Here is a 20628-nt window from a genome sequence, read left to right on the forward strand (position 1 = left end):
GGAGCCCACCATGGAGACGATCTACAACGACCTTGTCCGCCCCCCGAAGCACCTGCTCGACGGTTTCCAGGAGGTGCTCGCCGAGTACAGCCCGAGCTGTCTGGTGACCGATGCCCGCCGACGGATGGGCGCGATCGGCGGCCTTCGCTCGGTGCGGCCCGAGCACCGCATCGCCGGCCCGGCGCTGACGGTCAACCTCTCTGTCGACTGCCTGGTCGACTGCATGCCTGTGCTGGCTCGGGCGCAACCCGGTGACGTCATCGTTCTGGCCTGCCACGGCGCCACCCGGACGGCGATGTGGGGCGGCCTGATGGCCACCCTCTCGCAGAAGGCCGGCGTCGCCGCTGGCATCGTCGACGGCGCGATCCGCGACGTGGACGAAATCCGCGACCTGAACTTCCCCGTCTGGTACGGCAGCACCGTCCCGCGGCCGTCGCCCACCGCGGTGCACGACCGCACCGAACCGGTCCAGGTCAACGTCCCCGTCGTCATCGACGAGCAGGTCATCAACCCGGGCGACATCATCGTCGCCGACGAGAACGGGATCGCCGTCGTCCCCGCGGACAGCGCCGGCGACGTGCTCGAGGGTGCCCGGATCCAGATCAAGAAGGAGCACCTGATCCGGGAAAAGATCAACAGCGGCGCATCGGTGACGGAGCTGCTCGCCGAGTTCGGGCACCTGTGAGCCGCACGATGCGAATCTATCTGACCGGCGCGGACGGCATGGTCGGTGCGGCACTCCAAGCTGCCATCGCCGCCGACCCCGACACTCGTGACTGGCATGTCCACGCGGTGAGCGTCACCGATTTCGACATCGGTGACGCCTCCGCGGTGCGGTCCTCCATCCTGCGCTTCCGGCCCGACGTCGTGGTGCACCTCGCTGCGTGCGCAGTCGTCGACGACTGCGAGGCCGATCCGGCCCTCGCCATGCGGGTCAACGTCGCCGGTGTGCACCACGTGGCGGCTGCGTGCCGTGCCGCCGGAGCGCGGATCGTCTACCTCTCCAGCGACTACGTCTTCGACGGGCAGGCACCGCCAGCGGGTGGTTACCGGGAGGGGGATCTGCCGAACCCGGTCAGCGTGTACGGGATGACCAAGCTCGCGGGCGAGCGGATCGTCGCCGCGCTCCCGGACGCCCTGACCGTACGTACCTCCTGGCTCTACGGCGGTGACCGGGAGCAGACCGACACGGTCCTGGCGCTGCTGCGGCGGGCGGCGGCCGGCGACCGGATGCCACTGGTAGCCGACCAGACCAGTGGGCCCACGTACACCGCCGACCTGGCCGCCGCCCTGCTCTGGCTGCTGCGCCGACCGGTCCCGGTGACCGGCACGCTACACGCGGCGAATTCCGGAGCGGCGAGCTGGTGGGAGGTCGGCCGACTGACGCTGTCGCTGGTGGACCCGGCGCTCGCCGCGGTGGCGTCGCCAGTGCCGACGCCACTCGACGACTTTCGCTATCGGGGCCGCCGTCCGATGCACTCGGCGCTCAACGTAGACCGGATCGCCCGGCTGGGTCATCCGATGCAGCACTGGCGAGACGCGTTGCAGCGCTACTGCGCCGCGGCCCGGCTGGCCGGCATGTCCACCTAGAGCTGTTCGAGGAGACCACGATGGCACTACGCAGCCTGCTGTTCGACTTCGACGGCCTGCTCTGTGACACCGAGGAGGCGGCCCGTACCTCCTGGTGCGAGTTGTACGCCCGGCATGGGCACACCTTCCCCGGCACCGTCTGGCAGCAGATGATGGGCAACCCGGAGGGCGAGGCGGTCGCGATGCGGCACCTCGCGGACCTGATCGGGCGGCCGCTGACCGGTGAGGAGATCGCCGATCGGCGGCGCCGCAAGGCGGCGCTGGCGGCGATGGCCGGACTGCGGCCGGGTGTGGAGCAGCTCCTTGACGCTGCGGCCGAGCGAGGGCTCGCACTCGCGGTGGTCTCCGGATCCGGACACGACTGGGTGCACGGGCACCTGGTCCGCCTGAACGTGGCGCACTGGTTCACCGCCGTGGTGACCGGCGATGACGAGGGTCGGCGCAAGCCCGCCCCCGACCCGTACCTGCTGGCATTACGCGCCGTCGGGGCCAGTGCCGACGAGGCGGTCGCCTTCGAGGACTCACCCACGGGGGTGCACGCGGCGTTGGCTGCCGGTATTCGCTGCTTCGCGGTTCCGGGACCGGCTGGTGACCCGGGCGACTTCCCCGACGTACCCATCCTCAAGGATCTTGCGGCCTTCCTGCCCGAGGTGACGCAATGACCGCCCTCGCCTCGGCCGGCCAGGACCACCCCGCGATGATCTGGCGAAACGGCGACCTGGTCCCGTGGGAGTCCGCGACCATCCACGTCAACGCGGTCGGGCACGCCTCGACGGCCGCCGTCTTCGAGGGCATCAAGGCCTACCGGGCCGACGACGGCGAGCGGTTGCTGCTCTTCCGGCTGCACGACCATCTCCGCCGGCTCTACGACTCGGCCCGGATCGCCCGGCTGCACATCCCGTACGACCTGCCGGCCCTTGAGCGCGCTGTGTCGGATCTGTTGCGGGCGAACGAATTCCCCGGCAACGCGTACGTCCGGCCGTGGATCTTCCCGATGGGAATCATCCGCGAGCAGATGGTCCCCGCCGGCGCCCCCTGCGAAGTGGTCATCGACAGCTGGACGTTCGACAGTTCGCTACGCGAGCAGGCCGGCGCGCAGGCCGTCGTCAGCTCGTGGCAGCGGATCAGCGACGCCGCCATGCCGCCCCGGGTCAAAGCGTTCTCCAACTACCACAATGGACGGTTTGCGTTGATGGAGGCGCGGGCGAGCGGCCACGACTGGCCGGTGATGTTGAACTCCCGGCACAAGGTCGCCGAGGGACCCGGTGCCTGCATCGCGCTGGTCCGCGACGGTGTCGTCGTCACACCCTCGTTGACCAGCGACGTCCTCGACGGCATTACCCGGGACACCAGCCTCACGCTCCTCGCCGAACAGGGCGTCCCGGTCGAGCAGCGTGAGGTCGATCGCAGCGAGCTGTACCTCGCCGACGAGATGTTCTTCATGGGTACGGCCTGGGAGATCCTTCCGATTGCCAGCATCGACGGGCTCCCGGTCGGCGCTGGGGTGCCGGGCCCGGTGACCAAGACGCTGACCGCGGCGTACGACGGTGTCGTGCACGGCCGGGCCGGGCACGAGCAGTGGCTGACGGCGGTGTCGCGGTGAGAGCGGTCGTGGTCAACCGGCCAGGTGGACCCGACGCGCTGGAGGTGGTGCGACTGCCCGATCCGCGACCGGGCCCGGGCGAGGTGCTGGTCGACGTCGCCGCAGCGGGGGTCAACTTCATCGACGTCTACCACCGCTCTGGGCGCTATCCGCTTCCCACGCCGTTCGTGCCGGGTCAGGAGGGCGCGGGCACCGTGCTCGCCCTCGGCCCGGGCGGGACCGAACTAGCCGAGGGTGATGTCGTCGCCTGGGCAAACCTGTCCGGGTCGTACGCCGACCGCGTCGTACTTCCCGCGGACCGCCTGGTGCCGATCCCCGCCGGAGTGCCGGCCGAGCTGGCCGCCGCGGTGTTGCTGCAGGGGATGACGGCGCACTACCTGACGCACGACACGTACCGGGTTCGGTCGGGCGACCTGGTGCTCGTGCATGCCGCCGCAGGCGGGACCGGTCAGCTTGTGACCCGCTTCGCCACTCGCAACGGCGGGCGGGTGGTCGGCACCGCGTCCACTGCCGAGAAGGGCCACGCCGCCCGGCTGGCCGGCGCGGTGGAGGTCGTCGGGTACGCGGATCAAGAGGTGCTGTCCGCCGTCCGGGACCTCACCGACGGTGTCGGAGCAGCCGCCGTCTACGACGGGGTCGGTGCTCCCACGTTCGACACGGGGCTGGCGGCCCTGCGCCCGCGCGGCACACTGGCCGTGTACGGCCAGTCGGGGGGTGCGGTGCCCCCGGTGGACCTGCAACGCCTGAACGCGGCCGGTTCCGTCTTCGTCACGCGGCCGAACCTGGCGCACCACATCGCCGATCGTGCCGAGCTGCTGGAACGGGCCGCGGCGGTGTTCACGCTGGTCCGTTCGACCGGGATCGACACGCATGTGGGGCGACGCTTCGCCCTCGACGACGTCCGCGAGGCGCACCGCGCACTGGAGGCGCGCGCCACGGTCGGCAAGACCCTGCTGGTGCCGTGACGAGCAGGTTAGCCGGCCGATCTGCCGACGGGATCACCCTTCTTGGCGGTGAGCTGCGCGGCCACCTCCCGCAGGACGTCGACCGTCACGCTGATCGCCGGATGGCCGACGTTGGCGACCTGCCAGACCGCGTAGACCCGCCGGCTCGGGGCGGGCCGGACCGGCACCAGCTGGACGCCGTCGGGCACCGCGCCGAGGCCGACACGCGGGACGAGGGCGACGCCGAACCCCGCGGCGACGAGCGCGAGCTGCGTCTGGTATTCGCCGGCGGTGTGCACGATCTCCGGCTCGCAGCCGCGTTCACGCAGCGTGTGCAGGAACCAGTCGTGGCACACCGAACCCCGACTCCAGCTGACCCACTGCTCGTCGTGCAACTCGTCGAGCTCGAGGACCGGTCGCCCGGCCAGCGGGTGCCCAGCGGGCAGGGCCAGGTCGACGACGTCGTTGATCAGATCCACCTTGCACACGGTGTCAGGCAACTGGAGCGGAACGTTGAACCAGTCCTGCAGCACCGCCACGTCGAGGTCACCTCGCAGCACCAGCGGCAGAGCGTCGTCCGGCTCCATCTCCGAGACCCGCACGCCCAACTGGGGGTGAGCCGCGTGCAGCCGGCGCAGCGTCTCGGGCAGCAGGCCACGGGCCGCCGACGAGAACGCGCTCACCCGCACCGTGCCCGTCACCAGGCCGTGCAGTGCCTTCAGCTCCGCCTCGGCGCGGGTGAGTTGGGACAGGATCTGCTCGGCGTGCGTGACGAGCAGGGACCCGGCGTTGGTGAGCCGTGCGTTGCGCCCGTACCTGTCGAGGAGCGGCTGTCCCACCTCACGTTCGAGTTTGGTCAGCCGTTGGGAGATAGCGGACGTGGTGACGTGCAGCGTCTGGGCGGCTGCGCTGATCGAGCCACTGATTCCGACGGCGCGCAATGCCCGTAACTGATCTATTTCCATGACTGTGTCGATGCTAGCGGCCCGGCGCACCTTGCTCACGTGATTTACATCGCTCCCATACCCAGAGTAGCCATCCTTGAGAAAGGGCCACAATGACGACCGTCGTCTACCCACCGCGTAACCGCACTGCCAGCCCGCTGTGGCGGAACTGGTCCGGCTCCGTCGTCGCCGCGCCCGCCCACCTGATCCGGGTGACGGCAGAGGAGGATGTCGTGCGAGCCGTCCAGATCGCCGCCCAGCGTGGCCTCGGCGTCCGCGCGGCCGGCACGGGCCACTCGTTCAACCGGATCGTCGACACCAGCGGCGTACTGCTCGACTTGTCCACATTCGACGGCGTCCTGGAGGTGCGACCCGACGAGCCGTCGGTGACGGTGCACCCCGGGACGCTGCTGCGGGACGTCTGCTCGACGGTTGCCCGGCACGGGCTGGCGCTGCCCAACATCGGCACCCTCGCCGAGCAGACAGTGGGCGGGGCCATCTCCACCGGCAATCACGGCACCGGCACGCGCTTCGCCCCGCTCGCCGCGGATGTCACGGCGCTACGCATCGTGACGGCCGATGGTCAGGTCCGCGACCTCTCGGTCGCGAGCACGCCGGAACTGCTGCGGCACGCCCGCACCGCCCTGGGCGCCCTGGGCGTCATCACCGCCGTGACGCTGCGGTGCGTACCGGCGTTCACGCTGCGGGTGAGCCGCCGGTCGCTCGGGTTCGACGAGGTGGTCGATGACGTGGAGTCGTGGGCGTGCGCCGCCGACCACGTGGCGCTCTCGTGGCTTCCGTGGCAGGACCGCATGGCCGCCCGCCTGCTGTGGCGCGAAACCGCCGTCGCGGTGCGCCCTCGTCGACTGCGCCAGTACGCCACCACGCTGTCTGAGATCGGCTGCGGGCTCGTGGGACTCGCCGGCACGATCCTGCCGTCGGCCGTTCCGGCACTGACCGGCCTGCTGCCGGGTGGACCGAGCGGCGACTACACCGACGACAGCGTCCGTGTCTTCACGTTCCCCCAGCCGGTGCGCTTCTTCCCGGTCGAGTACGCCGTCGATCGGACGGAGCTGCCCGCCGCGCTGTCGGAACTGCGGACCGCCCTGCGTCGTCACGGTTGGCACACGCCGTACGCGCTGCTGGTGCGGGTGGGCGCGGGTGACGACACGTCACTGAGCCCGGCGTACGGCCGGGACACCGCGTATCTCAACGTGACGGTGCCGCGCGCCCAGGGCTACCGGCCGACGCTGCGGTTGGTTGAACGGATCATGCTGGGGGCGGGTGGCCGCCCGCACTGGGCGAAGCTGCACAGTGCGGCGGCCGACACGCTTGCCCCCCGGTACCCGCGCTGGGCGGCCTTCCAGGAAGCCCGTACAGAACTCGATCCGGACGGAATGTTCCTCAACGATCACCTCAGGCGCGTGCTCGGCGCTCAGTGATTGGTCCGCCGAGCGACGCCAGTGGTGACGCCACCGCGTGGAACGCCTCGCGCAGGTCCGGGCCCGCGAAGTAGTTGATGTCGGAGGTCAGGCCGCGCACCGAACCGTCGATGTCGTTGGCCGCCGCGCACTGTGCCAGCAGCGCCCGCTGCCGCTGCCGCACCTTGCCGGAAAACGGAAGCCCGCCGGGCTCCAGGTAGCGGATCGATCCGCCCGGATCGCGCCGGGGGATGACGGCGGAACGGGCGTGGCGACTGGCGCTGAACGGCACATCGAGCAACCCACGCTCGAACGCCGCTGCGGCGCCGCGTTGTACGTCGACGGCCTCGAGGACGGGTGCGACGAGTTCGTCGACCTCCTGCTGGATCCACGCGGCCTCCTCGGCCACCCGGTCCTCGTCGACCCGTACGAAGCTGAGCAGTGGGGAATCGGCGACGCGGGCGAGCCGCATCCCTTCGGCGTTGGCCTCCGCGGTCGGGATGCCGTACGCCTCCCGGTTGGTCTTGGTGATCAGCTTGCTGGCGCCGCCGAGCCGCGCCACCAGGGCACCGTAGAAGATCAGCGCGTCGGCCCGAACACGTCCACTGGGAAACACGCCCATGAATTCGTGCAGCACGGGGTGGACCGTGACGTCGACCGGCAGGTACCGGCGTGCCAGGACCCGGATCGACCGCAGCGCAGCAACGTCCTGCACCACGTTGCCGCCCTGCGGGTAGGCAATCGACAGGCAGCGCACCCCCTCCCGAACCGCGGCGACCGCCTCGATCACGCTCACCGCCAGGCTGATCGACGGCGGGACGAGCACGGCGGTCAGCGTGCCGAACAGCTCCCGGTCGATGACCAGGCCGGCCGCAGTGAGTTCCGCGCAGCGGGCGTCGACCCAGCGGTAGGCGTTCATCGAGTCGGTGATGGACACGTCCTTGGCGTACGGGACGTTGTAGGAAATTCCACCGCCTTCGAACGACGTGAAACCTGCCGCCAGCGACACGTCGAGCAGCGAATACGGCTCGGGTGACCCGTGGCGAACCTCCAGGGGTGCCCGCACCGCCGCGTTCAGCTCCCGCCCGCGCCGCCAACCGTGCGCGACCAACGGATAACCGTTCAGGTTCTGCGGCGAGTCACGCAGCACCTGACTCGCCTGCGCCAGCCGGTTGAGGCGGGTGTGCGAGTCGATCGTCACGGTCAGTACGTCTGGCTGCGCCTGATCGTCGAGGCGGCGCAGCAGGTGCAGCATCTCGTCGTGGCCGCCCACGCCGCAACGCGGCTGGATGGCGAGCCGGCCGAGCTCCCGTGCTCGGGCGAGCACCTCGGGCACTGTCGGTTTGCCCAGCGACCGGACGAACTCGACGATGTCCGCGACGGAGGGAAGCTCACCCTCCGTCGACGTCGACGGCTGCTTCACCGCAGCCCGAGCTCGGCCAGCTGACCCGAGGCCAGCCGCTCGAGCAGCGGCAGCAGCTCCGAGAGCTCCGCCAGGACATGATCGACCCCGAGGTCCAGCAGGCGCTGCGCCTCCTGTCCGTCCTTCTCGCTGCCGACGGAGAGGTTTCCGCCCACGATCACCGGCAGGCTCAGTTCGCCGGCGGCCCGTACTGCCGGCAGTTCGGCGAGATCGTCGCGGGCGTGCCCGTTGAGCGAGCCGATGAGTGCCGCGACGGCGTCGGGATGTGCCCGGTGGGCCTCGACGAACTCGGCGATCGGCGTGCAGGTGCCGAGGTTCACCACCTGGTAGCCGCGAGCCCGCAGCAGATGCGCGATGAGGTGGTTGGCCACGGCGTGCGCATCGCTCGCCGCGACGCCCAAGATGATTTTCGCTGCCATTGTCTCCCCTTGGGAACGGTCGGCTCACGCAGCCGGAACGGTACGAATCCGTACTGCGTCGTGCAGTTCCTTGCAGCGCCGGGCGGCCGCCTCCGCGTCGCGGTCCGAGACGACCACATATCCCATCCGGCGGTCCCAGCCGATTTGGATCTCCGGCACCTCGTCGCCCTCGCTGACCTGGATCACCACCGCGGCTGGCTGGTCCATCACGTCCTCGAGACGGGGGATGCCGATCACGGTCTCGCCGCGTGGAATCCGGGTCACCGGCACCCCGAGGACGGTCGCGTCACCCAGATCCGCCACGATGCCGGGTGCCGGCTCCAGGAAGCGCAGGGCGGATCCGCCGATCGGTGTCGGTGACTCGTGGGGCAACTTCTCCAGGCCGAGCGTCACCGACAGGAACCAGCGGGACTGGTGCCGTCCGTACGCGCGGCGGACCAGCTCCGGCACTCCGCCGCCGGCCATCCGGCTGTGGGATTCGAGCAGCCGTGGGCCACGCTCGGTGATCACGAATTCGGTGTGCGATGGACCCTCGAGCAGGCCGACGGCGTCGAGCAGGGCAGCGGTCTGGCGGCGCAACTCCTCATCGTGTGCCAGTGCGAGCGGGCTCGGCACCTTGAAACCCACCTCGACCAGGTTGCGGTTGAGGATGTACTCGGTGTAACCGAGCACGAGGTGACGACCCTCGGACGAGAACGACTCGACGCTGATCACCGGGCCCTCGAGGAACTCCTCGGCGATGGCCGCGGTACGGCCGGCCGCATCGAGCCGCTCCCACGCCACTGCGGCCTGCGCCGGCTCGCGGACGACGTGAACGTTCGCGCTCGCCGTGCCGTCGGTCGGCTTCACCACCACGGGACCGCCCACAGCGGCCTGGAAGGCGACCAGCTCGTCGGCGCTGTGGACCGCCTCGTAGCGGACGGCGGCGGCATCGTCACGTATGGCCGCACGGGTCAGGGCCTTGTCCTTGAGCGCGCGGGCTGACTCGACACTGTTGCCGGAGAGACCCAGGCGCTCGGCCACGACCGCGGTCGCGACCGCCCCGTCCTCACTCGTGGTGATGACGCGTACGAACGGTCGCTGGGCGTGCAACGGCGCGAGCACGTCGAAGATGGCGTCGGCATCGGTGATGTCGGCGTGCACGATCCGTTCGCAGAAGGCGTCGAACGCGGGCTCGTGCTGGTCCGCCCCGTGCACCAGGACCACGTCGACATCCAACTCCCGGGCGTACATGACCGCGTGCGCACGACCGCCCACCACGGCGACCCGCACCGTCATGACCGGCTCCCGTCCAGCGAGTCGATCTTCGTCCGTAGCCGGATCGTCGCCACCAGCTCCGCGAACACCTCGTCGAGCTGGTCGGTGCGATCCGCACTGAAGACCACATGGCCGTGGCCCTGGAAGGTACGTGGCGGCACCTGGAGGAAGTCGCCGGGCTGCTTGTAGATCTCGATCTCGTGCACCCGTGGGTCCCGAGTCGCCGCGTCCACTCCCTCCACCTCCGTCAACGTTCCGGCCTCGTCCGGGAAGATGTTCCAGAAGCCGACCGGGGTGGCCGCCATCGGCGGGGCGACGTCCGGGTCCTCGCCGTACGCGAGATGCAGAACCGCGTCCACCAAGTCGATATCCGTGCTCAGCTGCACCGACCGGTAGATCGGGCCACCGCCCATCCGCGCCGCCGCCTCCAACAGCACCGGTTCACGCCCGTTGCGCAGGCGGAACTCCACGTGCGTGGCGCCGGTGGTGATGTTCAACGCGCCGTGCACGGCAGCCGTTGCCGCCTCCACCTGCGCCACCACGTCCGCCGGGAGCCGTGTCGGAGTACAGGCGTAGACCTCCTCGAATGTGGGCCCGGTCGGCAGCGGCTTGTCGTGGATGCCGAGCGTGATCGTGCGGCCGTCGACCACCAACGACTCGACGCTGATCTCGGGCCCGCCGACGAACTCCTCCATCAGCAGCGCGCCCGCGTACTGGGTGTGGGCGGCGTCGTGGAGCGGGTCGATGGTGAAACCCTCCCAGGCGCCGCGCCGGAACGTCTCGAAGTGTTCCTCCAGCTCACGGTCGTTCTCGACGCTGCGGACGAACATGCTGCCGGTGCCGATGAAGGGCTTGAGCACGAGCGGGTAACCGATCCGGTCCGCCTCGCGGCGGGCGGCTTCCAGGTCGGTGGCGAGACCGAACGCGGGCTGGGTCACCGCGCCGGGGCCGGCCACCGCCGTTCGCATCGCGTACTTGTCGCGGGCCAGGTATGCCGTCTCCTCGCTGATCGACGGCAGGCCGAGTCGGGCGCAGACCCGGGCCACCGCCGGGATGCTGCGCTCGGCGAACGTCACGACGGCCCGCACCGGCTCCTTCTCGCTGTCGACCACGGCCTGCACGGCGCGCAGGGTCTCGTCGATGCTGGTGGTGTCGGCGACCACCACCCGGTCGACATATTCCTGTTCCCAGGTCGGGTCCTTCATCACCAGGATCGCGCGTTCACCGCGCGCCGCGCTGAATGCCCGAGTGCGCGCCAGATGCCGGCGTCGGCTCAGGTTTTTCGTGTGCAGTATGAGGATGCTCAAAGTTGCCGCCTTTCGTGTCCGGCGCCCGGATTGGGTGCGCAGCGATCGGCTGTCCGCGAGGGGCGGCGGCCCACGACGGTGCATTGCAGCGCCTGTTCCGGCCGATGGCGGCGACTCTACGGCCGTGATTCGACGCCGGGCAATGAACTTCGCAGGCACTATCCCTTAAACATGCTGTGCAGATTTTCTAAATGCTGCTTACTAGTCGAGTGCCGGGCCGCTTATCTAGGCTGACTGCGAAAACGAAACAGGCCATCACGCTTCTCGCGCCGGTCTTTACCCGCAGCTGATCCCGGAGATCGTCATGACGGTTCCTCAAATGTCCCTCACCATCGGCGGGGACCTGCCCGTGCACCGGCTCGGTTTCGGCGCCATGCGACTGACCGGTCCGTTCGACTGGGGTCCTCCGGCCGACCGGCAGGAGGCCGTTCGGGTGGCACGCCGAGCCGTCGAGCTGGGTGTCAACTTCATTGACACCGCTGACGCGTACGGGCCGGGCGACAACGAGGAGCTGCTCGCCGAGGCGCTGCACCCGTACGCCGGGGGCCTGGTGGTGGCGACCAAGGCCGGGCAGAGCCGACCCTCGGCCCGAGAGTGGGTGCCACTGGGCCGCCCGGAGTACCTGCGCCAGCAGGCCGAGCTGAGCCTCCGCCGGCTCCGCGTCGAGCGGATCGACCTCTTTCAGCTGCACAGGGTGGACCCGAAGGTGCCGTTCGCCGACCAACTCGGCGCGCTGCGCCGCCTTCGGGACGACGGAAAGATCCGCCACGTCGGCCTCTCCGAGGTCACCGTGGCCCAGATCGACGAGGCCCGCGCTGTCGTCGACGTCGTATCCGTTCAGAACCAGTACAACCTGACCGACCGCAGGTACGATGACGTGGTCGACCATTGTGAGCGGCTCGGCATCGCGTTCATTCCGTGGCTGCCGATCGCGAGTGGGCGCCATGCGCAGGCCGGTGGGGTACTGGCCGAGGTGGCCAAGGAACTGGCCGCCACTCCGACGCAGACAGCACTCGCCTGGCTGCTGCACCGGTCACCGGTCATGCTGCCGATTCCCGGGACGAGCTCTGTCGTCCACCTGGAGGAGAACGTCGGTGCAGGCCGCCTGCGGCTCAGCACCGAGCAGTACGAACGCCTGGCCACGTTGGCGTCGGCCGGCTGACAGTCGGTTGGGCGGGTCTGGTTCGGATCGCGGCGCTGACCCTGCTGTGAGGCTCGGGCTTCTTCTGGATCAAGCTGTCGCTGCAGGGCTGGCCGCCCACCCACGTGCTCACGATCCGGCTGGCCCGCGGCGCGCTCGTGCTCTGCCTGGCCTGCTGGACGGGGGCGGCCGGCTGGCCCGAGGGCCGCGCATCTGGCCCACCTCGCCGTGGCCGGCGCCGTCGGCAACGTTGTGCCGTACCTGCTCTTCGGCCTTGCGGAACGCGCGCTCGATTCGTCGGTCGCCGGCATGCTCAACGCCACCACGCCGTTGTGGACGGTGCTGCTGGTCGTGCTGACCGGCCAGGAGTCGCGGCCCGGGCCGCTGCGGCTGGCTGGCGTGCTGCTCGGCTTCGCCGGTGTCGTGACATCAGCAGCCCGTGGCAGGCCACGTCCAGTCAGCCCGTCGGATGCGGTCCTGGCGTGTTTGGCGGCGGTCCTCTGCTACGGCGTCACCTATGTCTACCTGGCCCGCTACCTGACCGGCGTCGGTCTCGATCCGCCGACCATGTCGGCGAGTCAGTTCGTGACGGCGACGGTGCTCTCGCTGCCGTTGGTGCCGCTGTTCGGAGGCGACCGCCTGCCGGCCCGGCCAACGCGCCGCCGCCGTAGCCCTGCGAAACTCGCCGCCCACGCCGGCCTGGCACCCGTCTCCCGTGATTTCGGGACTGTTTCGGGGAACCATCGGCAGCCTCGCCGCTTTCACCGTCGGCTGCGACATATTCTGTGGATGGCGCCTTCACCGCCGCCCGAGAATGCCCCACCTCCCGCGCCTACTAAGAGAAGAAACGCGCCGAAGGTAAAAACCACCGCCAAGCCATACTCGCCCTCGCCCGACGACGCGTCGACGTCCTCTGGGCACTCATCCGCGACCGCAAGACCTTCACCCGACCGGCACCGGCGATCCGTGCCGCAGCCTGAATCAAACCGCTCCCCGCCGACGCGACCCCGGTCCCGCCGGCCGCTCCAACCTGCCCACCAAGATCAACCGGAGTCACATGGAGGCTCCGGATGTGGTCCTGGGCTGGGAGAACGGCGGCCCGGGGGAGGTGGGTGAACGTGGGACACTCCCTGCCACCCCAGGTGAACCCCCAGGTCGCTAGACGGGGCCCTCGCGCCCCCGTAGCTCAGGGGATAGAGCATCGGTTTCCTAAGACGACGCTCTATCTGTACCCGGAGGATGACTACCTGCGGGTTCCTATTTTGTTTTCGTGTTAGCGGGTCATACACGCGCGTCGCTGTGCTCGCCTGCGGAAGATCAGCAGAACGGGCGTAAGTCCTGCTCAGGCTATGCTTCGGGCGGTCCGACGTGCTCTTGTTGAGATCCGGCGAAGTTGCCGCGCCGCGTCAGTCTACGGTGCCGCGAGAGCGTGGGCCAGCAGCGTGGCGAGTTTGGGCGCGCGTGCCGGATGGTGATGACCGACCCAGAGAACTCGTCCGATGAGGTATTGAGCGAAGTCGGGGTGGCCGGTCCGGTTCTGTGCGGCGAGGCCGGTGCGGGCGGCGTTGTGGAGGGTGGCGCGGAGCTGGTCGTATTCGTTGCGGGGTGTGGCGGGGTGGTGGTTGACGACGAGTCCGGCGAGGAGTTGCCGGTCGGCTCGGCCACGGACGCGGGTCTTGGCGGGGTGGACTGGGAAGCCCTCCTCGCGGGCGATGTCGGTGACGGCGGCGACTAGGTCGTCGATGCGTCGGGTGGTGAGGTCGCCGGAGAAGGCGAGGTCGTCGGCGTAACGGGTGAAGGTGATCTCGAAGGCGTCGGCGAGGCCGGCGAGGCGTCGGTCGAGTCGGTAGGCGCAAAGGTTGGCCAGGGCCGGTGAGGTCGGCGCGCCTTGGGGCAGGTGGCCCGTGCGCAGCGCTGCCAGCCGGGCCGCCCGGTGCGGTAGGTCGGCGGGCGCTCGGCGGAGGACGGGGGACGGTGTGCGGGTGGTGCACAGTCCGGTGAGGGTGTGGGCGACGGGTTCGGGGTAGCCGGCGGCGCGGAACAGGCCGTGGACGCGGGTGGCGGGGATGTGGGTGAAGAAGGCGAGCAGGTCGATCCGGACGACGACCGGCTGTGCGGTGTGGGTGGCGGCGAAGGTGTGCGCGGAGCGGCCGGGTACGAAACCGTGCGCCGCGGGGTGGACCGGGATCGGCCCGAGGACCTCGGCGAGGAGCCGGCGTTGCAGGGCGCGAAGCCGAGATTTCGGTGCCTCGATCAGCCGGCCCCGGTTGGTCCACCGGTAGTGGTAGTGGTGCAGCCGGTGGGCGGTGGCGCGTCGGTTCATGGCCCGTCGGTCGGCGTACCAGTCGAGGTGCTCGACGCTCAGGTCGAGCATCGCGGCCAGGTCGCCGACGGTGTCGATGACCGGGGTGTGCCAGGGGCGGCGGACGGTGCGGGTCGGCGTCACGGGCCGCGTACGGATGATGATCGGCCGCTGGTGCTGGCGGGCGGCGGCGGCTGCCGCGCGCAGCGGATCGAGGGTACTGAGGAACTCGGCCAGCTCGCGTGGCCGGTCGGTGGGTGGGCGCGGGTAGGCGACCAGCACCGCGTCGGCGACTGGCCACAGCCATCGCCGCCGGACCCCGAGGGCGAGCCCACCCTGGCCGACGAGATCAGCGCGGCGCCAGCCGTCACCGGCGAGGAACGCGTCGGCGAGCGCGGTGGCGAGGGCGTGGATGGTGGTCACGACCGGGCCGATGGTGGCAGCGTGTCCCGACGATGCCCGGTCGTGCGGGTACACAGGCTCGCGGAGCGTGCCGACGCACCTGTGGTGTGGTGCCGAGGTGAGTGGTTCGTCCCCGGGGTTGCCCCGGAGAGACCGTGACCGGACCCCGCGTATGGGTCCGGCCTGGTCAGCTCGGGACACGCTGCCATGGGAGCAGCGTAGAGGACCCAGAAGTCGGTGCGCGCCGTCCAGTGACGGCTGGGGAGGTGTGCGGGTGTCGGCGGGTTCGTGAGTGGCATAGGGCGTGGGGCTGGGACGTGGTTCGTGACAGCGTCTCGGTCAAGGCCCCGCGACGGTAAGCAGAACCCGTCCGGGGCCGCCTTCAGCCGAGAGGGCGGGATGCAGCGATGGAAGGCAGCCACGACGGCGGCGAGCGTGCGACAACCTGGGCGCGCTCAACCTCTACTCCTGCCGCAGCGGCGCGTTCACCGACGAGTCCGAACAGATCGGCCTGCTCTTCGCCACCCACGCCGCGGTCGCTATGGCCGACGCGCAGAGGCAACAGCAACTGACCCAGGCCGTCGCTACCCGCGACCTCATCGGCCAGGCCAAGGGCATCCTGATGGAACGTCACAAACTCACCGGTGACCAGGCGTTCGGCCTGCTGCTGCGGGTCAGCCAGCACACCAACACCAAACTTGGCGAGGTCGCCGCCTACCTCGTTCGAACCGGCGAACTGAGCAGCCGGCAGCAGGCGACCGGCTTGCGGTCGCGGGCGCGGTGATCGTCAGCAGCTTCGATATCGCGAACGCCACGGGCAGGAGCAGGGCGTCGCGGCGCCGTCGACAGGGAGCCGCAGCGACGGCGGAGAGCGTGTCGGCCGTACCCGCCGGCGCGGGCCTGTGGGGTGCCGGCGTCATGGGCGCTGCGGGTGCGCCATGCCCCGTTGAAGGCGATGACAGAACGCGCGCCGCCGCCCGGTCGCACGTGAGGCGACCGGGCGGCGGCGTGGTGCGCAGGATCAGGCGTTGCGGGTGGCGTGGCTGCCGGCCTTGGCCAGGCCCCGGCTGACCATGTAACCGATGGTCAGCATGGTGACGTAGAGCCAGGCACGGTCGGCGCGGAAGAAGTCGCCACTCGCGCCGTTGTCGCCGTTGCCGTTGCCGTCCACCACGAGGGAGGCGATCAGGACGCCGAGGACCATCACCACGTAGGCGATGAACTCGGTGGTCTTGAAGGCCGGCTTCGTCTCGTTGTGGACACGACGCGACTCGGTGGCGTCGTGCCGGGTGGTCGCGCTGGAGGACGAGGTCATGAACTACTCCTGTTATCGGGGGGCGCGCAGGGTGGGGAAGACCTTCAGGTCTGCCGCTGCAGGCGCAGATGCCGGGGGCATCGAGAGAATTCGCTCTGGTCACGGGATTCCGGGTGACCCGCCGGGAAGCGCTGGCGTCGCCGTGGCGCTGATCATCAAGTACCCCCACCGCGATTGCCGCAAACACACGCTGCCCGGCAGGGGGTGGCGCGGGCCGGCTGACGGTCCGCGCCGGCGCCGTCGGCGAGGCCGCCGCGCGGTACGGCCTGTGCTCGGGTGATGAGCCGGAGGGCGCGCACGCCCCTGCAAGCCGCCGAACTCGTCGGTCCGCGCCCGGCTTACTCCTCGCCTCGGACGCCTTCCGAGTAGCGGCACGCGAGGTGACGGCTGGGCGGCAACCATGCCTTGACGGCGGGTTTCCGCGGTCGACGGCGGCGGTGCTCAGCCGGTGGGGCCGCCGTGGTGGTCGAGTTTGGCATGCAGGGTGTCGGCGAAGCCCTCGGCCATTGCGAGTTGGTCGCGTAGGACGGTGACGCGGGTGGTGGCGGCGGTGTGGAACATGGCGAGCCGGTCGAGCAGTTCGGCGCGGTCGGCGCCGGTGGCGGTGTCGAGAGCGTCGAGGACGGCGAGGAGATCGCGCATCTCGTCGAGGGTGAGGCCCAGGGGTTTCATGCGCTTGACCACGGCGAGACGGTCGAGGTCGGGTTCGGTGTAGAGGCGGAAGCCGCCCTCGCTGCGGGCGGAGGGCACGATCAGACCGGCCTCCTCGTAATGGCGGATCGTGCGGATGCTGAGCCCGACCCGTTCGGCGGCTTCGCCGATCTGCATGAGGCGGCCGGTGGCCGGACCGCAGGCGTGCTGCTCCGGCCCGGTGTCCCGGCTGGTGGCGGCCATCAGTGGCCGACGCCGAGCTGCCCGGCGAGGGTGCCGTGGATGCGGGCGCTGGGTGTGTTCAGCTCGATGATCTCGACGGTCTTGCCACGGGTGGCGTACTTGGTGGTGATGGCGTCGAGCGCGGCGACCGAGGAGGCGTCCCAGACGTGGGCATGCGTCATGTCGATCACCACGTTGTCCGGGTCGTTCGCGTAGTCGAACTGCCCGACGAGGTCGTTGCTGGAGGCGAAGAACAACTCCCCGTGTACGGAGTAGATGCGAGTGCCACCGTCAGGGTCAAGCACGCTGGTGACCTCGACCAGGTGGGCGACCCGGCGGGCGAAGATGACCATGGCGGTGAGCACACCGGCGACGACGCCGATGGCCAGGTTGTGGGTGGCCAGGGTGGTGACCACGGTGGCGAGCATGACGATGGTCTCGCCCCAGGGCATGCGCTTGAGGGTGGCTGGGGCGACGGAGTGCCAGTCGAACGTCGACACCGCCACGATGATCATCACGGCGACCAGAGCGGCCATCGGAATGACGGCGACCACATCCCCGAGCGCGACGACCAGGATCAGCAGGAACACACCGGCGAGGAACGTCGAGAGCCGGGTCCGGGCGCCGGACGCCTTCACGTTGATCATCGTTTGGCCGATCATGGCGCAGCCGCCCATGCCGCCGAAGAACCCGGTGACGATGTTGGCGACCCCCTGGCCCCAGGACTCGCGGGTCTTGTTGGACGGGGTGTCGGTGATGTGGTCGACCAGCTTGGCGGTCATCAGCGACTCCATCAGCCCGACCAGCGCGATCCCCAGGGCGTAGGGGGCAACGAGGGTGAGGGTGTTCATGGTCCAGGGGATCTGCGGCAGGCCGAGGGTGGGCAGGCTGTCCGGCAGGGCACCCTCGTCGCCCACGGTCGGCACCGCCATGTGCGCGACCACCGTGACCACGGTCAGCACCACGATCGCGACCAGCGGCGCCGGAACCGCGCGGGTGAGTCGGGGTAGTCCGACCATGATCGCCAGGGCGACGGCGACGAGCGGGTAGACCAGCCACGGCACCCCGAGCAGGTGCGGGACCTGGGCGGCGAAGATCAGGATGGCGAGGGCGTTGACGAAGCCCACCATGACACTGCGCGGGATGAACCGCATCAGCTTCGCCACCCCGAGCGCGGCCAGCAGGACCTGGATCGCGCCGCCGAGGATCACCGCCGCGACCAGGTAGTCCAGCCCGTGGGCCTTGGCCAGCGGTGCGACCACCAGGGCGACCGCTCCGGTCGCGGCGGAGATCATCGCCGGTCGGCCCCCGCAGATCGCGATGGTCACCGCCATGGTGAACGACGCGAACAGGCCCACCCGGGGGTCGACCCCGGCCAGGATCGAGAAGGAGATCGCCTCCGGGATCAACGCCAGGGCGACGACCAGGCCGGCGAGGACCTCGGTGCGGAACACCTTCGGCGACAGCCACGACGGGCGGGACAGGCGCGGTCGGTTGACCACGGACAGCACAAAAGACAAACAGCCATTTCCACTCGGGCGCCCCTCGGACGCGCACAGTTCTCGCCCCGGATCGGGCAGCGCAGCTACTCACAGATCGGCGATAGCCGGTTGGCCGGCCGCCAGGCGTCCTCGCCTCGGACGTCGATTCGTCCGCCGAGGCGGTCATTCGGCTCGCCTCGATGGCCGACACCGAAACTACCCTTCCGTAGGGGAGAGTTCGTTGGGTGTGGTGATCGCCACCATGCCGCTCAAGGCTTCGGGCGGATGCTCGACGGGGTGAGTCGTCACCGCCAGGTCGCGCGTCGATCAGGAGAGCGGTTACGGCAGCTCGCGTGCGGACTCTGTAGGTCAGCACTCTGCTGGTTGGCGACCAGTAAATTTAGGTCGAGGAGACTAGACATCCTCTGCGGCGTGGCATACTCTTCTTCGAGTTGAGAGGGAGGATCCGTCGAGACGCAGACGGGCTGTCCGGCCGTGAGAGCACGCCGGGCGGCGAGGAGTGGAACATGATTCATCGTTCTCTCCAGGGAAGGCAGTAGGAGCACAGCCCGGCGTGATGCGAGCCGGGGCGCGGGTGGGGCCGAGGCTCTTGTGGGGCTTCACCTGTTGTTCGCCGTACGTGTGGGGGCCATGAAGTCGTGTGGGGTTCCGGCACCGGCGGACCGTACGTCAGCAAGGAAAGAAGTAGCAGAGGAAAGGGAGGGCCGTACACCGTTGGATCGCCCGCCCTCGGCCGTCATGTCAGGCTGGGCGGACACCGCAGCTTCCATCGAACGAGAGGTGGTCTCCGGTCACGCATACGCGATCCTCGCGCCCCAAGTCGTTCCTGACGGCTGGCGCGGATACGACAAGCCGACGTTCCTGTCGGTAGATGGTGTTCTGACCCGTAACCCTGGGCCCCGGCGCTGACGCGCCGGGGCCCTCGACTTGGAGGTGGCATGGGGCAGGACCCCGATGACATGTTCGGCGACGAGAACTACCCGGCCTACACGATCGGCCAGGCGGCGGAGATGCTCGGCACCACGCAGGACTTCCTGCGCCGCCTGGACGAGGCGAAATTGATCAACCCTCACCGCTCTGCCGGTAAGCACCGCCGCTACTCCCGCTACCAGCTGCGCCTGGCGGTCCGGGCCCGGGAGATGGTGGACCAGGGCACCGCCCTGGAGGCCGCCTGCCGGATCATCATCCTCGAGGACCAACTAGAGGAAGCTCTGCGGCAGAACGAGAAGCGGTAGCGGGGGCCGCGGCGGCGGGCCGGCCGCTCTCGTGTCAGGTCGTCGGCGGCGAGTAGCGTCCGGTCATGGGCGGTGGCGCAACGGACGACGCGGATGCCGGGTGGAGCACCGCTCCCGACGTCGGTGACGTGGCGTTGTTGTCGGAAGAGATCACCGCGGCGCGGGTGACGGCGCAGCGTCACGAGGTCACCGCGGCAGCCCGTGGGGCAGATCTGGTGGGCGACGGCCTGGAGGACTTCGTGCTGGCGGTGCACGAGTTGGTCACCAACGTGGTGCGCCACGGCGGGGGGCGGCGAGCTGCGGCTGTGGCAGCACCGCGACCTGCTGACCTGCCAGGTCAGCGACGACGGACCCGGGTTGGGCGAGACCGCCGTCGCCCTGCTGTCGCCGGGGGAGGTCGGCCACCGGGGGCTGTGGCTGGCGCAGCAGCTCACCGGAGGACTGCTGATCGACAACTCCGGGCAGGGAACGACCGCCTCGGTGACAGCACGGCTGTGCCTCCGACCGACAGCGAACGAGGGAGTGTGACAGTGGCTCCGGAGCAGACCTGGCACTGGCGTGTCGACGTCGATGCCCCTCGTAGCGTCCTGGCGCTGTCCGGTGAGATCGACATGTCGGGCGCCGACCGGCTCGACGACCTGCTGTACGAGACCATCGCCCGGGCCGTGACGGTGGAGCTGGACCTGGCGGGGTTGACCTTCATCGACTCCACCGTGCTCAGCACCCTCGTCGGCGCACACCACCACGCGGCGGGCCGGGGAGTGGACCTAATTGTGGTCAACGCCACTGGGCAGGTCCGCCGGGTCCTCGACATGACCGGCATCATGCAGTTGCTCGGCCGGGTGGCCGATCCACCTGCATGGGCGACCGAATTGCCGCGCGTATCGCGGCATAGCGGTTGCTCTACCTGAGATCTTCGATCGACGTGTGGGCCGCAGCTTCACGTTCGG

General features: G+C 69.8%; 21 protein-coding genes and 1 pseudogene. 13 read left to right on the forward strand and 9 right to left on the reverse strand.

Annotated elements, in window-relative coordinates; all coding sequences use genetic code 11:
- The first annotated feature begins 10 nt into the window (after window positions 1-10).
- Genes ABZU74_RS26725 through ABZU74_RS26745 form a run of 5 tightly spaced genes read left to right on the forward strand, consistent with a single transcriptional unit; the run spans window position 11 to window position 4158 of the window.
- Window positions 11-685 carry an RraA family protein gene (locus tag ABZU74_RS26725; RefSeq protein WP_355429176.1) on the forward strand — a complete coding sequence of 225 codons (675 nt, stop codon included), beginning with the start codon at window positions 11-13 and terminating at the stop codon, window positions 683-685.
- A gap of 8 nt (window positions 686-693) precedes the next feature.
- The gene (gene rfbD, locus ABZU74_RS26730) at window positions 694-1590 is read left to right on the forward strand and encodes a dTDP-4-dehydrorhamnose reductase (RefSeq protein WP_355429179.1); all 897 of its coding nucleotides are present in this window, start codon (window positions 694-696) and stop codon (window positions 1588-1590) included.
- A 20-nt stretch (window positions 1591-1610) separates the two neighbouring features.
- Complete coding sequence (locus tag ABZU74_RS26735; protein ID WP_355429182.1) at window positions 1611-2252, forward strand: HAD family phosphatase; 642 nt, start codon at window positions 1611-1613, stop codon at window positions 2250-2252.
- A complete protein-coding gene (locus ABZU74_RS26740) occupies window positions 2249-3193 on the forward strand; it encodes a branched-chain amino acid transaminase (protein WP_355429185.1) in 945 nt (314 codons plus the stop codon). Before ABZU74_RS26735 ends, ABZU74_RS26740 begins: the two co-directional genes overlap by 4 nt.
- The gene (locus ABZU74_RS26745) at window positions 3190-4158 is read left to right on the forward strand and encodes a quinone oxidoreductase (protein WP_355429188.1); all 969 of its coding nucleotides are present in this window, start codon (window positions 3190-3192) and stop codon (window positions 4156-4158) included. Before ABZU74_RS26740 ends, ABZU74_RS26745 begins: the two co-directional genes overlap by 4 nt.
- A gap of 8 nt (window positions 4159-4166) precedes the next feature.
- Here ABZU74_RS26745 and ABZU74_RS26750 read toward each other — a convergent pair whose 3' ends face one another.
- Complete coding sequence (locus ABZU74_RS26750; protein WP_355429191.1) at window positions 4167-5102, reverse strand: LysR family transcriptional regulator; 936 nt, start codon at window positions 5100-5102, stop codon at window positions 4167-4169.
- Between the two features lie 92 nt (window positions 5103-5194).
- Here ABZU74_RS26750 and ABZU74_RS26755 point away from each other — a divergent pair, with 92 nt between their 5' ends.
- A complete protein-coding gene (locus ABZU74_RS26755) occupies window positions 5195-6523 on the forward strand; it encodes a D-arabinono-1,4-lactone oxidase (protein WP_355429194.1) in 1329 nt (442 codons plus the stop codon).
- Here the strand turns inward: ABZU74_RS26755 and ABZU74_RS26760 are convergent.
- From ABZU74_RS26760 to ABZU74_RS26775, 4 genes are read right to left on the reverse strand one after another with little or no spacing between them, the layout of a single operon-like run.
- Window positions 6498-7925: a methylaspartate mutase gene (locus ABZU74_RS26760; protein WP_355429197.1), complete on the reverse strand. Its 1428-nt coding sequence runs from the start codon at window positions 7923-7925 to the stop codon at window positions 6498-6500. The genes ABZU74_RS26755 and ABZU74_RS26760 overlap by 26 nt on opposite strands.
- Window positions 7922-8344: a cobalamin-dependent protein gene (locus ABZU74_RS26765; protein WP_355429200.1), complete on the reverse strand. Its 423-nt coding sequence runs from the start codon at window positions 8342-8344 to the stop codon at window positions 7922-7924. The genes ABZU74_RS26760 and ABZU74_RS26765 overlap by 4 nt, the downstream gene beginning before the upstream one ends.
- A 24-nt stretch (window positions 8345-8368) precedes the next feature.
- Window positions 8369-9622: an ATP-grasp domain-containing protein gene (locus ABZU74_RS26770; RefSeq protein WP_355429203.1), complete on the reverse strand. Its 1254-nt coding sequence runs from the start codon at window positions 9620-9622 to the stop codon at window positions 8369-8371.
- The gene (locus tag ABZU74_RS26775; protein WP_355429206.1) at window positions 9619-10908 is read right to left on the reverse strand and encodes an ATP-grasp domain-containing protein; all 1290 of its coding nucleotides are present in this window, start codon (window positions 10906-10908) and stop codon (window positions 9619-9621) included. Before ABZU74_RS26775 ends, ABZU74_RS26770 begins: the two co-directional genes overlap by 4 nt.
- Window positions 10909-11212: 304 nt before the next feature.
- Here ABZU74_RS26775 and ABZU74_RS26780 point away from each other — a divergent pair, with 304 nt between their 5' ends.
- The 3 genes and pseudogenes from ABZU74_RS26780 to ABZU74_RS26790 all read left to right on the forward strand — a co-directional run bounded on the left by ABZU74_RS26780 (window position 11213) and on the right by ABZU74_RS26790 (window position 13165).
- Window positions 11213-12070 carry an aldo/keto reductase gene (locus tag ABZU74_RS26780; RefSeq protein WP_355429209.1) on the forward strand — a complete coding sequence of 286 codons (858 nt, stop codon included), beginning with the start codon at window positions 11213-11215 and terminating at the stop codon, window positions 12068-12070.
- Between the two features lie 186 nt (window positions 12071-12256).
- Window positions 12257-12463 (forward strand): annotated as a pseudogene (locus ABZU74_RS26785) (EamA family transporter); the annotation flags it as partial.
- Window positions 12464-12616: 153 nt separating this feature from the next.
- The gene (locus ABZU74_RS26790; RefSeq protein ID WP_355429238.1) at window positions 12617-13165 is read left to right on the forward strand and encodes a transposase; all 549 of its coding nucleotides are present in this window, start codon (window positions 12617-12619) and stop codon (window positions 13163-13165) included.
- A 295-nt stretch (window positions 13166-13460) separates the two neighbouring features.
- Here ABZU74_RS26790 and ABZU74_RS26795 read toward each other — a convergent pair whose 3' ends face one another.
- Window positions 13461-14774, reverse strand: coding sequence for a reverse transcriptase family protein (locus ABZU74_RS26795; protein ID WP_355429212.1), 1314 nt, complete (start codon window positions 14772-14774; stop codon window positions 13461-13463).
- Window positions 14775-15294: 520 nt separating this feature from the next.
- Between ABZU74_RS26795 and ABZU74_RS26800 the strand changes: the two genes are divergently transcribed.
- Entirely contained in the window at window positions 15295-15537 is a 243-nt protein-coding gene (locus tag ABZU74_RS26800; protein ID WP_355429215.1) for an ANTAR domain-containing protein, read from the forward strand.
- A gap of 237 nt (window positions 15538-15774) precedes the next feature.
- Here the strand turns inward: ABZU74_RS26800 and ABZU74_RS26805 are convergent, their stop codons facing one another.
- The 3 genes from ABZU74_RS26805 to ABZU74_RS26815 all read right to left on the reverse strand — a co-directional run bounded on the left by ABZU74_RS26805 (window position 15775) and on the right by ABZU74_RS26815 (window position 18461).
- Window positions 15775-16068, reverse strand: a complete 294-nt coding sequence (locus tag ABZU74_RS26805) for a hypothetical protein (protein WP_355429218.1) — start codon at window positions 16066-16068, stop codon at window positions 15775-15777.
- Window positions 16069-16509: 441 nt separating this feature from the next.
- Window positions 16510-16896 carry a MerR family transcriptional regulator gene (locus ABZU74_RS26810; protein WP_355429241.1) on the reverse strand — a complete coding sequence of 129 codons (387 nt, stop codon included), beginning with the start codon at window positions 16894-16896 and terminating at the stop codon, window positions 16510-16512.
- A 65-nt stretch (window positions 16897-16961) separates the two neighbouring features.
- Window positions 16962-18461, reverse strand: a complete 1500-nt coding sequence (locus tag ABZU74_RS26815; protein WP_355429221.1) for a SulP family inorganic anion transporter — start codon at window positions 18459-18461, stop codon at window positions 16962-16964.
- A 920-nt stretch (window positions 18462-19381) separates the two neighbouring features.
- Here ABZU74_RS26815 and ABZU74_RS26820 point away from each other — a divergent pair.
- From ABZU74_RS26820 to ABZU74_RS26830, 3 genes are all read left to right on the forward strand, one after another.
- Complete coding sequence (locus ABZU74_RS26820; protein ID WP_355429224.1) at window positions 19382-19678, forward strand: helix-turn-helix domain-containing protein; 297 nt, start codon at window positions 19382-19384, stop codon at window positions 19676-19678.
- Between the two features lie 357 nt (window positions 19679-20035).
- Window positions 20036-20206 carry a hypothetical protein gene (locus tag ABZU74_RS26825; protein WP_355429227.1) on the forward strand — a complete coding sequence of 57 codons (171 nt, stop codon included), beginning with the start codon at window positions 20036-20038 and terminating at the stop codon, window positions 20204-20206.
- Window positions 20203-20589: an STAS domain-containing protein gene (locus ABZU74_RS26830; protein ID WP_355429230.1), complete on the forward strand. Its 387-nt coding sequence runs from the start codon at window positions 20203-20205 to the stop codon at window positions 20587-20589. The genes ABZU74_RS26825 and ABZU74_RS26830 overlap by 4 nt, the downstream gene beginning before the upstream one ends.
- Window positions 20590-20628: the final 39 nt, after the last annotated feature.

It is taken from the genome of Micromonospora sp. NPDC005171 (assembly GCF_040608575.1).
Taxonomy (GTDB): domain Bacteria; phylum Actinomycetota; class Actinomycetes; order Mycobacteriales; family Micromonosporaceae; genus Micromonospora.

What these genes read in the sequence shown, in the direction of transcription:
- ABZU74_RS26800 (WP_355429215.1), top strand. Translation starts at nt 15,295, where the DNA reads ATGGCCGACGCGCAGAGGCAACAGCAACTGACCCAGGCCGTCGCTACC.
- ABZU74_RS26805 (WP_355429218.1), bottom strand. Translation starts at nt 16,068, where the DNA reads ATGACCTCGTCCTCCAGCGCGACCACCCGGCACGACGCCACCGAGTCG.
- ABZU74_RS26790 (WP_355429238.1), top strand. Translation starts at nt 12,617, where the DNA reads ATGTCGGCGAGTCAGTTCGTGACGGCGACGGTGCTCTCGCTGCCGTTG.
- ABZU74_RS26765 (WP_355429200.1), bottom strand. Translation starts at nt 8,344, where the DNA reads ATGGCAGCGAAAATCATCTTGGGCGTCGCGGCGAGCGATGCGCACGCC.
- ABZU74_RS26810 (WP_355429241.1), bottom strand. Translation starts at nt 16,896, where the DNA reads ATGCAGATCGGCGAAGCCGCCGAACGGGTCGGGCTCAGCATCCGCACG.
- ABZU74_RS26735 (WP_355429182.1), top strand. Translation starts at nt 1,611, where the DNA reads ATGGCACTACGCAGCCTGCTGTTCGACTTCGACGGCCTGCTCTGTGAC.
- ABZU74_RS26820 (WP_355429224.1), top strand. Translation starts at nt 19,382, where the DNA reads ATGGGGCAGGACCCCGATGACATGTTCGGCGACGAGAACTACCCGGCC.
- ABZU74_RS26725 (WP_355429176.1), top strand. Translation starts at nt 11, where the DNA reads ATGGAGACGATCTACAACGACCTTGTCCGCCCCCCGAAGCACCTGCTC.
- ABZU74_RS26740 (WP_355429185.1), top strand. Translation starts at nt 2,249, where the DNA reads ATGACCGCCCTCGCCTCGGCCGGCCAGGACCACCCCGCGATGATCTGG.
- ABZU74_RS26755 (WP_355429194.1), top strand. Translation starts at nt 5,195, where the DNA reads ATGACGACCGTCGTCTACCCACCGCGTAACCGCACTGCCAGCCCGCTG.
- ABZU74_RS26750 (WP_355429191.1), bottom strand. Translation starts at nt 5,102, where the DNA reads ATGGAAATAGATCAGTTACGGGCATTGCGCGCCGTCGGAATCAGTGGC.
- ABZU74_RS26780 (WP_355429209.1), top strand. Translation starts at nt 11,213, where the DNA reads ATGACGGTTCCTCAAATGTCCCTCACCATCGGCGGGGACCTGCCCGTG.
- ABZU74_RS26770 (WP_355429203.1), bottom strand. Translation starts at nt 9,622, where the DNA reads ATGACGGTGCGGGTCGCCGTGGTGGGCGGTCGTGCGCACGCGGTCATG.
- rfbD (WP_355429179.1), top strand. Translation starts at nt 694, where the DNA reads ATGCGAATCTATCTGACCGGCGCGGACGGCATGGTCGGTGCGGCACTC.